The 13,688-nt window shown below is 53.4% G+C and carries 10 protein-coding genes and 1 pseudogene; 7 read left to right on the top strand and 4 right to left on the bottom strand.

The window, feature by feature from the left end:
- Window positions 1-24: 24 nt before the first annotated feature.
- Window positions 25-1,137, bottom strand: a complete 1,113-nt coding sequence (gene apbC / locus K6L24_RS07280) for an iron-sulfur cluster carrier protein ApbC (protein WP_118663727.1) — start codon at window positions 1,135-1,137, stop codon at window positions 25-27.
- Window positions 1,138-1,305: 168 nt separating this feature from the next.
- On the opposite strand from apbC, the pseudogene metG reads away from it, so the two are divergent.
- The 7 genes and pseudogenes from metG to cui form a co-directional block, all read left to right on the top strand.
- A pseudogene (gene metG, locus K6L24_RS07275) lies at window positions 1,306-3,345 on the top strand (methionine--tRNA ligase); the annotation flags it as partial.
- A 114-nt stretch (window positions 3,346-3,459) separates the two neighbouring features.
- The gene (locus tag K6L24_RS07270; RefSeq protein ID WP_118663725.1) at window positions 3,460-3,855 is read left to right on the top strand and encodes a CidA/LrgA family protein; all 396 of its coding nucleotides are present in this window, start codon (window positions 3,460-3,462) and stop codon (window positions 3,853-3,855) included.
- Entirely contained in the window at window positions 3,848-4,540 is a 693-nt protein-coding gene (locus tag K6L24_RS07265) for a CidB/LrgB family autolysis modulator (RefSeq protein WP_062742869.1), read from the top strand. Before K6L24_RS07270 ends, K6L24_RS07265 begins: the two co-directional genes overlap by 8 nt.
- 126 nt (window positions 4,541-4,666) lie before the next feature.
- Entirely contained in the window at window positions 4,667-5,557 is an 891-nt protein-coding gene (gene cdd, locus K6L24_RS07260) for a cytidine deaminase (protein WP_062742870.1), read from the top strand.
- 127 nt (window positions 5,558-5,684) lie between these two features.
- Window positions 5,685-7,382: an NAD-dependent malic enzyme gene (locus K6L24_RS07255; RefSeq protein ID WP_062742871.1), complete on the top strand. Its 1,698-nt coding sequence runs from the start codon at window positions 5,685-5,687 to the stop codon at window positions 7,380-7,382.
- Window positions 7,383-7,526: 144 nt separating this feature from the next.
- Window positions 7,527-8,240 (top strand): outer membrane permeability protein SanA, encoded by a 714-nt coding sequence (sanA, locus tag K6L24_RS07250; RefSeq protein WP_062742872.1) that lies wholly within the window; start codon window positions 7,527-7,529, stop codon window positions 8,238-8,240.
- Window positions 8,241-8,712: 472 nt separating this feature from the next.
- On the top strand, window positions 8,713-9,249 hold the full coding sequence (gene cui / locus K6L24_RS07245) for a colicin immunity protein Cui (protein ID WP_222682106.1): 537 nt from the start codon (window positions 8,713-8,715) through the stop codon (window positions 9,247-9,249).
- A gap of 14 nt (window positions 9,250-9,263) precedes the next feature.
- Here cui and K6L24_RS22375 read toward each other — a convergent pair whose 3' ends face one another.
- From K6L24_RS22375 to mglA, 3 genes are all read right to left on the bottom strand, one after another.
- The gene (locus K6L24_RS22375) at window positions 9,264-10,409 is read right to left on the bottom strand and encodes a colicin-like pore-forming protein (protein WP_222682105.1); all 1,146 of its coding nucleotides are present in this window, start codon (window positions 10,407-10,409) and stop codon (window positions 9,264-9,266) included.
- A 682-nt stretch (window positions 10,410-11,091) separates the two neighbouring features.
- Window positions 11,092-12,102, bottom strand: a complete 1,011-nt coding sequence (gene mglC, locus K6L24_RS07235) for a galactose/methyl galactoside ABC transporter permease MglC (RefSeq protein WP_062742873.1) — start codon at window positions 12,100-12,102, stop codon at window positions 11,092-11,094.
- A 19-nt stretch (window positions 12,103-12,121) separates the two neighbouring features.
- On the bottom strand, window positions 12,122-13,642 hold the full coding sequence (gene mglA / locus K6L24_RS07230) for a galactose/methyl galactoside ABC transporter ATP-binding protein MglA (RefSeq protein ID WP_062742874.1): 1,521 nt from the start codon (window positions 13,640-13,642) through the stop codon (window positions 12,122-12,124).
- Window positions 13,643-13,688: the final 46 nt, after the last annotated feature.

Here is a 13,688-nt window from a genome sequence, read left to right as displayed (position 1 = left end):
CCGTCGCGGGCCGGCCCGCCAGCATTACACCGCGCGGAAGGCGATATCCTCCGGGATGACCTCGCCCTGCCAGTAAAGCCGGGCGGCAACCTGGGTCGCCAGCTGGCGATACAGCCCGGTAAACTCACTCCCGGGCCGGCGGATAACGGTGGGCTCCCCGTTATCCAGATCTTCCCGCAGGCTGATGTGCAGCGGCAGCTGACTCAGCAGGTGCGTGTGGTACTGTTCCGCCAGTTTTGCCGCCCCTCCCGTGCCGAAGATCGGCTCGTGGTGTCCGCACTGGCTGCAGATATGCATACTCATGTTCTCGACCACCCCCAGCACCGGCACATTCACTTTTTCAAACATCACGATGCCTTTACGCGCATCGATCAGCGCAATATCCTGCGGGGTAGTGACCACAACGGCACCGGTCACCGGCACGTTCTGCGCCAGCGTGAGCTGAATATCGCCGGTCCCCGGTGGCATATCCAGCACCAGATAATCCAGCTCCGGCCACAGCGTCTCGTTCAGCAACTGCATCAGCGCCTTGCTGGCCATCGGGCCGCGCCAGACCATCGCATTATCCTCCGTGACCAGATAGCCAATAGAGTTCGTCGCCAGGCCGTGCGCCATAATGGGGGCCATATGGGTGCCGTCCGGAGAGGTCGGGCGCTGATCCTGAACCCCCAGCATATCCGGGATTGACGGTCCATAAATGTCAGCATCCAGCAGGCCCACTTTCGCCCCTTCTGCGGCCAGCGCCAGCGCCAGGTTCACCGCCGTCGTGGATTTCCCCACCCCGCCCTTGCCGGAGCTGATGGCGATAATGTTTTTCACCCCGTTCACGCCCGGACGGTTTTTCACGCGCTGAAGCGTGGCCACGTTCAGCGTTAATCGCCAGGCGATGGCCGCCGCCCCGGTCAGGCGCAACAGATCTGCGCTAACCGTGGCTTTCAGTGTCTCGAACGGACTTTGCCAGACAAACGGCATACTGAGTTCAATATGCAGCGTATTGTCCATCAGCGCACAGTGGTGCAGCGCCTTCAGGACGGTGAGGTTATGGTGCAACGTAGGATGTTCAAACGTGGTCAGCACGCCCGTCACGATAGCGCGCAGCGCTTCGGGGGAGTGATGCCCCTGGGATTGTGAAGTCATCTGGGTTCCTTGATATGGCGACTCTGTATTTATGCCTTTAAGCATATCAGATCTGTTCGGGGGTAACTTATCGCCCGGGAAAAAACCGCAGGGAGTTGAACCCCTTGTTTACGCAGGGACAGGCAATCGGTTACCATCTAAACCCCCTTTTTCAACAGGTATGAGCTAAGTCTTACTATGACTCAAGTCGCGAAAAAAATTTTGGTAACGTGCGCACTGCCGTACGCTAATGGCTCCATTCATCTCGGCCACATGCTCGAGCATATCCAGGCAGATATTTGGGTCCGTTACCAGCGAATGCGCGGCAACCAGGTTTACTTCATCTGTGCCGATGACGCACACGGGACGCCGATCATGCTGAAAGCCCAGCAGATGGGCATTGCGCCTGAGCAGATGATTGCCGATATGAGTCAGGAACATCAGACCGACTTTGCCGGTTTTGATATCAGCTACGACAATTATCACTCAACGCACAGCGAAGAGAACCGTGAGCTGTCTGCACTGATCTATACCCGACTGAAAGAGAACGGTTTTATCAAGAACCGCACCATTTCTCAGCTCTACGATCCGGAAAAAGGCATGTTTCTGCCCGACCGTTTTGTCAAAGGCACCTGCCCGAAATGTAAGGCGCCGGATCAGTACGGTGATAACTGTGAAGTCTGTTCGGCCACCTACAGCCCGACCGAACTGATCGATCCTAAGTCCGTGGTATCCGGGGCGACGCCCGTGATGCGTGACTCTGAGCACTTCTTCTTCGATCTGCCAGAGTTCAGCGCCATGCTGCAAGCCTGGACCCGCTCCGGAGCGTTGCAGGAGCAGGTGGCAAACAAAATGCAGGAATGGTTCGAATCCGGCCTGCAGCAGTGGGATATCTCCCGCGATGCCCCGTACTTCGGCTTTGAGATCCCTGACGCCCCGGGCAAATATTTCTACGTCTGGCTGGATGCGCCGATCGGCTACATGGGCTCGTTCAAAAACCTGTGCGACAAGCGTGGCGATATCGACTTTGATGCCTTCTGGCAGAAAGATTCTGATGCCGATCTCTATCACTTTATTGGTAAAGACATCGTTTATTTCCACAGCCTGTTCTGGCCGGCGATGCTGGAAGGCAGCAATTTCCGTAAACCGACCAACCTGTTTGTGCATGGTTATGTCACGGTGAACGGCGCGAAAATGTCTAAATCGCGCGGCACGTTCATTAAAGCCAGCACCTGGCTGCAGCACCTGGATGCCGACAGCCTGCGCTACTACTACGCGGCGAAGCTCTCCTCGCGCATTGATGACATCGACCTGAATCTGGAAGATTTCGTGCAGCGCGTAAACGCTGACATCGTCAACAAAGTGGTTAACCTGGCATCGCGCAATGCCGGCTTTATCACCAAGCGTTTCAACGGACAGCTCTCCGCTGAACTGGCCGATCCTGCGCTGTACAAGACCTTTACCGATGCGTCTGCCAGCATCGGGGAAGCCTGGGCCAGCCGTGAGTTCAGCCGCGCGGTGCGTGAAATTATGGCACTGGCCGACGTCGCCAACCGCTATGTTGACGAGCAGGCTCCGTGGGTCGTCGCGAAGCAGGAAGGCCGGGATGCCGACCTGCAGGCGATCTGCTCCATGGGCATCAACCTGTTCCGCGTGCTGATGACCTGGCTGAAGCCGGTGCTGCCTTCGCTTACCGCGCGTACCGAAGCGTTCCTCAATCAGGATCTGACCTGGGACGGCATCCAGCAGCCGTTGCTGAACCACAACATTGCGCCGTTCAAAGCCCTGTATGGCCGCATTGAGATGGATAAAGTGAACGGACTGATCGAAGCGTCAAAAGAAGATGCGGCGGCGGCGAAAGCCCCGGCCAGCGGCCCGCTGGCGGACGATCCGATTCAGGACACCATCAGCTTTGACGATTTTGCTAAAGTCGACATGCGTATTGCGCTGATTGAGAACGCAGAATATGTTGAAGGATCTGACAAGCTGCTGCGCCTCTCACTGGATCTGGGGGGAGAAAAGCGCAATGTCTTCTCCGGCATCCGGGCTGCCTATCCGGATCCGGCCGTGCTGGTGGGCCGCCTGACGGTGATGGTCGCCAACCTGGCTCCGCGTAAAATGCGCTTTGGCCTCTCCGAAGGTATGGTCATGGCAGCCGGTCCCGGCGGAACAGATATCTTCCTGCTCAGCCCTGACAGCGGCGCCCAGCCGGGCCAGCAAGTGAAGTAACCCTCATGCTGTGTAGGGGTTGACCTTCTGTACCGGTCAACCCGTTGTTAAGATGTCAGTCATCTGCACGGGGCGGCCGGTAAAAGGGTCGCCCCCTACTGTTCAGGACACTGAATGCATACCGCCCTCGTTACGCTATGGCACTATCTCCGCGCTTTTCTCATTATCTATCTGTGCCTGTATGCCGGGCGCGGACTTTCTGCCCTGCTACCGGTGGCCATCCCCGGCAGTATTCTCGGCATGCTGATGTTGTTTGCTCTCCTGGCCTCGCAGCTGCTGCCGGTTCACTGGGTCAAGCCCGGTTGTCACCTGCTGATCCGCTATATGGCGCTGCTGTTCGTGCCGATTAGCGTTGGCGTGATGAACGACATGGATATTCTCACCGCCCAGTTTGGCCCGATTGTTATCTCCTGCGTCGTCAGCACGCTGATCGTACTGGTGACCATCGGGCTGATGTCGCAGCGTCTTAACGACCGCCACCAGCGGCGTACAGGAGCACAGGATGAGTGATATCTGGTGGTCGCTGCCGCTGACCGTACTGGTGTTTCTGGGCGCGCGTAAACTGGCGGCCAGGGTAAAAATGTCGATTGTTAACCCACTGCTGATTGCCATGGCGGTGATCATTCCGCTTCTGCTGCTGTTACAGATGCCCTACACCCGCTATTTCCAGGGCAGCGCCCTGCTGAACGATCTGCTGCAACCGGCGGTGGTGGCGCTGGCGTTGCCGCTGTACGAGCAGATGCATCAGATCCGTTCACGCTGGCGGTCCATTATCAGCGTCTGCTTCGTTGGCAGCATAACGGCGATGGTGTCGGGTACGGCCATTGCGCTGTGGCTGGGTGCCACGCCGCAGATTGCCGCCACCCTGCTGCCCAAGTCGGTGACCACGCCGATTGCCATGGCGGTCTCAGGCACGCTGGGGGGGATTCCGGCCATCAGCGCCATTTGCGTGCTGCTGGCGGGCGTGCTGGGTGCGGTGTTTGGCCATATGCTGCTCAACCTGTTACGGGTGCGCAGTAAATCGGCACGCGGCCTGGCCATCGGTAATGCCTCTCATGCGCTGGGCACCGCGCGCGCTGCTGAAATCGACTATCAGGAGGGAGCATTCAGCTCGCTGGCGCTGGTGCTGTGCGGCATCATTACCTCACTGCTGGCACCGTTCATTTTTCCGTTGCTGATGGCGCTCTGGGGCTAAAACTTGCGATAAGTCTCGCATTTTGCTGATCAATTTCATTTATTACATTGATAGAGAGACACAGATCACATATAACTGGCTGCCGGCCCGCTACCATGGGCTGCATCCAGCGAAAGAGGCCCCACTATGCACCCACGTTATCAGCAGGCATTTGCCACCCTACCTACCCTGTTACAGAGCGCGTTGCAGCCGGTTTTATCCGCAGACGATTTTGCCGGATTTATCACCGCCAGCCAGGCACAGGCGCTGAAAAACCACTGCAATTACAGCGACAGCGAACTGGCCTTCGCCCTGCTACCGCTGGCGGCCGCCTGTGCGGTAGCGACGCTATCCGACTTTAAAGTGGGCGCGATAGCACGCGGCAAAAGTGGCACGCTGTGGTTTGGTGCCAACATGGAGTTTGCCGGGGCGACCATGCAGCAGACCGTGCACGCCGAGCAGAGCGCCGTGACGCACGCCTGGCTCAGGGGGGAAAGCGCGCTGGAAAGTATTACCGTTAACTACACGCCATGCGGCCACTGCCGTCAGTTTATGAATGAGCTGAACAGCGGCACCGGGCTGACCATTGAACTGCCCGGCCGCGCAGCGGCCACGTTAGGTCACTATCTGCCTGACTCCTTCGGACCGCGCGACCTGGCGATCACCACCCTGCTGATGGATAAGATTGACCACGGCTTTGTCGCCAGCGGAGATGCCGTCGATCAGGCTGCTGTGGCTGCTGCCAGCCGTAGCCACGCGCCCTACAGTAAAGCGTGGAGCGGTGTGGCGCTGCAAACCACTGACGGTGCCCTCTTTGCCGGGAGCTATGCAGAAAATGCCGCCTTCAACCCGAGCCTGCCGCCGTTGCAGGGGGCGCTGAACCTGCTTAATCTTAGTGGCCGCCCATTAAGCACTATTCAGCGTGCCGTTCTGGCCGAAGCGCCGGATGCCTTACTGAGTCAGCAAAGCGCCACCGCTGCCACGCTGGCCGCGCTGGGATGCACGCAATTCAGCACCCTCCCCCTGGTGAAGTCGTAAGAAAAGCCGTTGTAATTCGAGAAAGATCGCAGCTTTTGTTATTGCGTGTTAACAAAAGCTGTACTTTCAGATGAATTATTTTAGGATTGGCCCCACACCATCCCGATCCTAATAGAGTATGAATTGCATGGAACTCGAATACGAAAGTAAACGACCGCTATACATCCCTTATGCTGGGCCCATCTTGCTGGAATTTCCCCTTCTGAATAAAGGCAGCGCGTTCTCCATTGAAGAGCGTAACGACTTCAACCTGAATGGTCTGCTGCCGGAAACCGTCGAGAGCATTGAGGAGCAGGCAGAGCGGGCGTGGCGTCAGTTCCAGGACTTCAAAAACAATAACGACAAGCACGTTTACCTGCGCAACATCCAGGACACCAACGAAACGCTGTTTTACCGCCTGCTCGACAATCATCTGGAAGAGATGATGCCGATCATCTACACCCCAACGGTGGGTGCCGCCTGTGAGCACTTCTCAGAAATTTATCGTCGCGCGCGCGGCCTGTTTATCTCTTATCCGAACCGCGCCAACATTGAAGACATGCTGCAGAACGCCACCAAACAGAATGTGAAGGTGATTGTGGTCACCGACGGTGAGCGCATCCTCGGTCTGGGAGACCAGGGGATCGGCGGTATGGGTATCCCCATCGGTAAACTGTCTCTTTACACCGCCTGTGGCGGCATCAGCCCGGCATACACCCTGCCGGTGGTGCTGGACGTGGGCACCAATAACCAGCAGTTGCTGAATGACCCGCTGTATATGGGCTGGCGTCATCCGCGTATCACTGGCGAAGAGTACGACAGCTTCGTCAATGACTTTATCCACGCCGTCAAGAGCCGCTGGCCTAACGTGCTGCTGCAGTTCGAAGACTTCGCCCAGAAAAATGCGATGCCCCTGCTAGAGCGCTACCGTGATGAAGTCTGCTGCTTTAACGACGATATTCAGGGTACGGCGGCGGTGACGCTGGGTACGCTGATTGCCGCCAGCCGCGCTGCCGGCAGCAAGCTGTGCGAGCAGAAAGTGGTCTTCCTCGGGGCGGGTTCTGCCGGGTGTGGAATTGCCGAACAAATCATCGCCCAGATGAAATCAGAAGGCCTGAGCGACGAAGAAGCCCGTGCGCGCGTCTTCATGGTTGACCGTTTCGGCCTGCTGACGGACAAGCTGCCCAACCTGCTGAATTTCCAGAGCCGACTGGTGCAGAAAAGCGAAAGCCTGGCCGGTTGGGACAGCAGCAGTGATTCCCTCTCGCTGCTCGATGTGGTGCGCAATGTGCAGCCAAACATCATGATCGGCGTATCGGGGCAGCCGGGCCTGTTCAGCGAAGAGATCGTCCGTGAAATGCATAAGCACTGTGCGCGCCCGATCATCATGCCGCTGTCAAACCCAACCTCCCGTGTGGAAGCGACCCCACAGGACATCATGGCGTGGACCGATGGTAATGCACTGGTCGCCACGGGCAGCCCGTTCTCTCCGGTCAGCTGGAAAGACAAAATCTATCCAATTGCCCAGTGCAACAACTCCTATATCTTCCCGGGCATTGGCCTTGGGGTTATTGCCTCCGGCGCAACCCGCGTGACGGACAGTATGCTGATGGCCGCCAGTCGTGCGCTGGCAGACTGCTCACCACTGGCCAATGACGGTACCGGCCCGGTACTGCCTGAAGTGAAAGATATTCAGGGCGTGTCAAAACTGATCGCCATGGCGGTTGGTAAGGCGGCCCAGCTGGCTGGCGTCGCGGTCGTCACGTCCGAAGATGTGCTCTCTAAAGCCATCGCCGCTAACTTCTGGCTGCCACAGTATCGTAACTACCGTCGCACTTCCATCTGACGGCTGGCCTCCCGGCGCCCATCACTGGGCGTCGGGCAGGTTTTGGGTGAAAAAAGCCCATTCAACACACTGTTACTTGCTTCACTCCTCCGGCTCAAGTAGCCTTGAAACCACTTCTCCCTGGCAACCCGAGCACCGTTCAGCATGTTGAAACGCCTGACTTATGGTCTGATTATCATCATCACCCTGGTGGTTCTGACCGCGCTTGGGCTTGACCGCTGGATCAGCTGGAAAACGGCCCCCTATATTTACGATGATATGAAGGCGCTGCCCCACCGTCAGGTTGGCGTAGTGCTGGGTACGGCTAAGTATTACCGTACCGGTGTGATTAACCAGTATTACCTCTACCGGATGCAGGGTGCGATTAACGCTTACAACAGCGGTAAGGTCAATTATCTGCTGCTGTCTGGCGATAACGCCCAACAAAGCTATAACGAACCGATGACTATGCGCCGCGACCTGATCGCCGCCGGGGTCGACCCGTCGGATATCGTGCTCGATTATGCCGGGTTCCGTACCCTCGACTCGATAGTGCGCACCCGCAAGGTATTTGATACCAATGATTTCATTATTATCACCCAACGCTTCCACTGTGAACGCGCGCTGTTTATTGCTCTGCATATGGGCATCCAGGCCCAGTGTTACGCGGTGCCTTCGCCCAAAAATATGTGGAGCGTACGGATGCGTGAGGTGGGTGCCCGGCTGGGTGCGCTGGCCGATCTGTATATCATGAAACGGGAACCCCGTTTTCTCGGCCCGCTGGTGCCTATTCCGGCCCGATATGAAGTGCCTGAAGATGCACAGAGTTACCCGGCCGTGACGCCAGAGCAGCTGCTGGAGATCCAGCAGAAGAAATAAAATTGTGGCTTCAGGTCGGTATATGGCTTTCAGGGATATCCGTAACGCGGACTCGCCGTAAATACTTCCCTGTAGGCTCGTGCTCGCACATCCCTGTGCTCGACGGTCCGCTTATCCTGATATCCCCGTTCGCCCTTCAGCATTACCGTTGCGGTGAGTTTAAAGCAATAAAAAGGGCCGACCCAAAAAGCGGTCGGCCCCAACATGATCTTCTGCACCCTTCCCGGGGTTGACCTTCTTTTTCGGTCGCCCGTTGCAGCAACTTTCATTTATTTTCAGATCGTCTTTCCAAATAAAGAACTGCGTAAAGTTTTTTATTAGAAAATTAACCTATAGCAAACAGGACGGGATTTTTTGATTCAATGGCCATGATGTAGCTTGCGGTCAATCGCGACATCATCATCCTTGAACAAGGACCGATCGTGAGTATACTGTAAAAAAAGACTGGAAATTACCATTAGCAGGAGGCTATATGACCCAAGATGAAAGCATCAGAAACGGACAGCAAATCTCAAAATATATTTTTTTAATTTTATTTATTGGATTAATCCCGTTTATCGTTATCTTTATCCTGTTAACGTTAAATCCTGATATGAAAATTTTTATCACTATCGCAGATTTGACGCGTGACTGGCCAGGAATGACATCAGCACACAACCCGCTGATGAGTAAAGTAATGGATATTTACTTGAAATTTTATCCATTCTTTTCCTTTATTAGCATTATCATAACATTCAAATACACCATCCCAAAAGATAATCCTCATATCTTAAAATCTATTTTTGCCGGTCTCTTTATGCTTGCTTTAATTGCGTCAATAACATATTACCAATCCTACTGCAACCATGAATTAACAAAAGAATTCAAATTCCAAAAATTAATATCTCACAGCGACTTTTTTATGATGCTGTATTTTATGCTGGTTTTTTCCGGGCTATTTTTAGTTGGATCATTATCACTAATAGGATGGATTGGCATTTTACGCGCAATGTTAAAAGGGCGCAGTTAGCGCCCGCGTATTATTTAATGAGCAGGACTGATGATAGCATTGTTAAGTTTATCAACCAGCGCACCATCAATGGCGGCGGCGATGATACCTGCCGCCAGTATGGAACCGGCGACAATGGCGGTGGTCGGAAGACCCGCACTGGCGAAGAAAAGGGTTAAGATAGCGCCAATCAGTGGCGCTGCCAGAGAAGCCACCAAACCACTGACCACCCATGACTCCACCTCCAGCATCAGCGGCCCCCAGTCACCGGTTTTAAAGCCATAAGCTCCCTTTTCTAAGGCGCTGCTGACCTTTTGCGCCAAACCAGCCACCTTAAATCCCTTAGACAGATTACCCAACTTACTGGCCATGTCGTTGGCATTGACCTGTGCCATTGCGTTGGATAGCGCTGCTTTATCCCCGGCGCTGATTTTTAACGAGGGATTGCTTAACACTTTGTTGAGCGAATTCATCGCATCGTTATAGCCACGGATATTTTTGCCCTGGAAATTCTTGATGCTGTTGGCAATATCATCCGCCACAGTTTTATACTTAGCGCCTGCGAATGCGCTAAGCTTCTCCCCCATATCAGAGATTAGCTCGCTGGCTTTGGTTAACGCATCGCTCGCCTGGTTATTACGCGCTTTATTGATTAACTCGATCTCAGCCTTTGCCTGCCGGGTGACAAGGCGCGCATGAGAAATACGTTCTCCGGACTGGTTCATATTAGCAAAGTGCGCATTCTGCTGAATAATCTTATTCAGCTCAGCGATACGTGCATCTGACAGATCGCCTTTAAAAGTGACAAAACCACCGAAGTTCTTACCCTTAGGGATAAAACCATTTGGAATACCATTCGCTTTAGGGGCATCCGTGGGTGCTGGTCCAAGATTAACGCCAAAGGCATCACCACCGACAAGCGGGGTTATACCCATAACATAGCCCCTTTCATCCGTATAATACCCGGTGAAATCGCCGGGGTTAAGACCCAGCGATCGTGCTAATGAGTTCCCCACGGCTTTAGATACCGCCGGGCCATATGAGCCATTAGCGCCATTGTTACCTCCTGTTGAACCACTGCCCCCATTGCCACTGCCACCGCCACCCGGCGCTGGGCCGCTACCTTTTTCAGAACTCCATCCCGTCCCATCGCCCTGGCCACCATAATTAAATCCCGCCATGATATGTTCCTTATTTCCTTGCGCTTTGATAGCGATAATGAAAGCTCACCGTTTTTAATCAATATTCATCACCAGTGAAACTGTATGGACATACAGTATTTGCATGCTACAAATTAATTATAAAAACGTCAATCTGGAAGGAAGGAACATATGTTTATTTGACGATATCAGGTGAGGACGGATTAGCGAAATTCAGCTCCCCCATAACAACATGTCTTTTAACCAACTTATTGGGTATTTTCCGGACTCAATATTTTGTAATGCATCCATAGTGCTCTAAAAACCCAACACATATCCTGATTAGTATTGTTAAAATAAATAAAGCGACATTAAGCCCTGATGTTCCTGTTAATTACGGGGGAAGAATCGTTAAATCCGGTGTATGGATTGTGAGCCTGTCACTGAAATAAAAAGGGCCGACCCAAAAAGCGGCCGGCCCCTACACGATCTTTGCCCCTATAGGCGCGTTATTTTATCTTGCAGCCATAAAGTAGCCTGCAGGCAATCGGGACTATCCAGGTTAGCGGACCGTTGAGCGCAGGGATGCGCAAACACGAGCCTACAGGGATGTATTTACGGCGAGTCCGCGGTCTGGATAGTTCGATAAGCCGTGGCATATTCCAGCAGCCAGTAGTGAAAAAACGCAGGCAATTCGCCAGGAATCGCCCACGTCTTTCGCACATTACTTCTTACGCGCGTACTTCAGGGAGTCCAGCGCCACGGCGAAGATGATGATGCCGCCCTTGATAATGTACTGCCAGTAAGGGTTCACGCCGATATAGGTCAGACCGTAGTTGATGACGGTGAAGATAATCACCCCGGTCACCACGCCTGCCACCGTTCCTACTCCACCGGCGAACGACACACCGCCGACGACACAGGCCGCAATCGCATCCAGCTCATACATAAAGCCAAGGTTGTTGGTAGCAGAACCGATGCGTCCGGCTTCCAGCATGCCGCCGAAGGCGTAGAACACGCCGGACAGGGCATAGACCAGAATCAGGTTCCACGGCACGTTAACGCCAGACACGCGCGCGGCTTCCGGGTTGCCGCCGATGGCAAAAATGTTCTTACCGAAGCGGGTTTTATTCCACAGGATCCACACCACAAAGATGGCGATAATCGCGTAAAAAGTAATGTACGACAGTTTGAAATCACCCAGACGCAGGAAGCCCTGAGCAAAGGTAGAAAACTTCTCATCGAAGCCTGCCACCGGGGAAGCCCCAACGAAGTCGTAATACAGTGAGTTAACGCCGTAAACGATGATCATGGTGCCCAGCGTGGTGATAAACGGCGTCACCTTCAGGTAGGCAATAATCACACCGTTGATCAAGCCAATCAGCGCACCGATGGCGCAGACAATGCCGATAACCACCGCAATGGGCAGCGTTTCCAGGTGTGGGAACACCTTGTTAGCATTATCCATCGCCTGCAACAGCGTCGCGGCGACCACCGCAGCCAGACCAACCTGACGTCCGGCTGACAGGTCGGTTCCCTGGGTGACAATCAGACCGGCAACGCCCAGGGCGATAATCACACGCACCGAGGATTGCGTCAGGATATTACTCAGGTTCATTAAACTTAAGAACGTCGGATCCTGGATAATAATGATGGCCAGTAATACCATCAGCACCACATAAATCCCACCCTCTTTCAGCCAGGTGAGTGCACTTTTCTTATTCACTGCTTTCATAGTAACAGCCCTTACATCATTAAAGGTGCAACGATGCCAAACGCAATATTTCGTTTTGCGTGGTTGTCTTCGTTTCGACAATGCCTGCTACCAGGCCATTACTCATTACCAGAATACGATCGGTAACGCCCAATAACTCTGGCATTTCAGAAGAGATAATAATAATGCCCTTACCCTTCTTCGCCAGTTCTGAAATCAACTGATAGATTTCAAATTTCGCCCCAACGTCAATACCGCGCGTCGGTTCGTCGAGCATCAATATTTCTGGCTGAGTTAATAACCAGCGACCGATAATCACCTTCTGCTGGTTACCGCCGGATAAGGAACCAATCGACGTATGATGTCCCGGCGTTTTAACCCGCATAGAGTCAATTACCCACTGGGTATCACTCTTCATCCGGCTGTTATCCAGCAGGCCAATGCTGTTCTTATATTTACTGATATTGGAAATCAGTGAATTGAAACCAATATCCAGGTAGGCATAAATCCCGGTGGAACGACGCTCTTCCGTCACCAGCGCAAAACCGTGGTTTATTGCTTCATTAGCGCTGTGGTTATTAATCGCCTTGCCGTGCAGCTTAATGGTGCCCCCTGACTTTTCGCGAATACCAAATAAGGTTTCCACAATATCAGTACGCTTGGCACCGACCAGGCCTGCAATCCCGAGAATTTCACCCTTGCGCAGATCGAAGGAAATATCGCGGATAGAAGGCTGACGCAGGGAGGTGAGATTACGCACTTCCAGGATCGTCTCGCCCGGCACGTTGCTCTTATCCGGGAAGCGCTGGTTCAGCGAACGCCCTACCATCATGGCAATGATCTTGTCCATATCCAGCCCTTCCAGGGGCTGAGTGGCAATCCACTGACCGTCGCGCAGGATAGTAATTTCATCACACAGCTGGAAAATCTCTTCCATTTTATGCGAAATATAAATAATCCCGCAGCCGCGATCCTTCAGCTTACGAATAATCGTAAACAGATGGTTGACTTCTTTTTCTGTCAGGGAGGAAGTCGGCTCATCCATAATCACGATTTTTGCGTTATAAGAAAACGCTTTGGCAATTTCAATCATCTGCATTTGAGAAACAGACAGTGAAATCACTTTATCTCGTGGATCAATATCAATATCCAGCTCGTCGAAGATCGCTTTGGTATCGCGATACATTTTCTCCTGATCGACGAAAAAGCCTTTCTTCGGATAACGACCAAGCCACATGTTATCCATTACGGTACGTTGCAGAACCAGGTTTAATTCCTGATGCACCATCGACACGCCATTTTCCAGCGCCTCTTTAGAGCTCTTGTAATTAACTTCCTCGCCCTGAAAAAGAATGCTCCCCGTATCTTTACTGTAAATGCCAAAAAGGCACTTTAAGAGTGTTGATTTTCCAGCACCATTCTCCCCCATCAGGGCGTGAATTGAATGTGGACGAACTTTTAAATTAACATTATCGAGCGCTTTAACCCCGGGGAATGACTTACTGACGTCGGTCATCTCCAGTAAAAATTCGCGCTGTGTTTGCACGTTATCGCTGCCCATATCTCTACCCGGCTGAGTGGTGTGGAGTCAGGTCACCCTGACTCAA

This window comes from Erwinia persicina, assembly GCF_019844095.1.
GTDB classification, from domain to species: Bacteria; Pseudomonadota; Gammaproteobacteria; order Enterobacterales; family Enterobacteriaceae; genus Erwinia; species Erwinia persicina.
The sequence above is the reverse complement of the archived record's forward strand: the minus strand, read 5'-3'. Positions and strand labels throughout refer to the sequence as shown.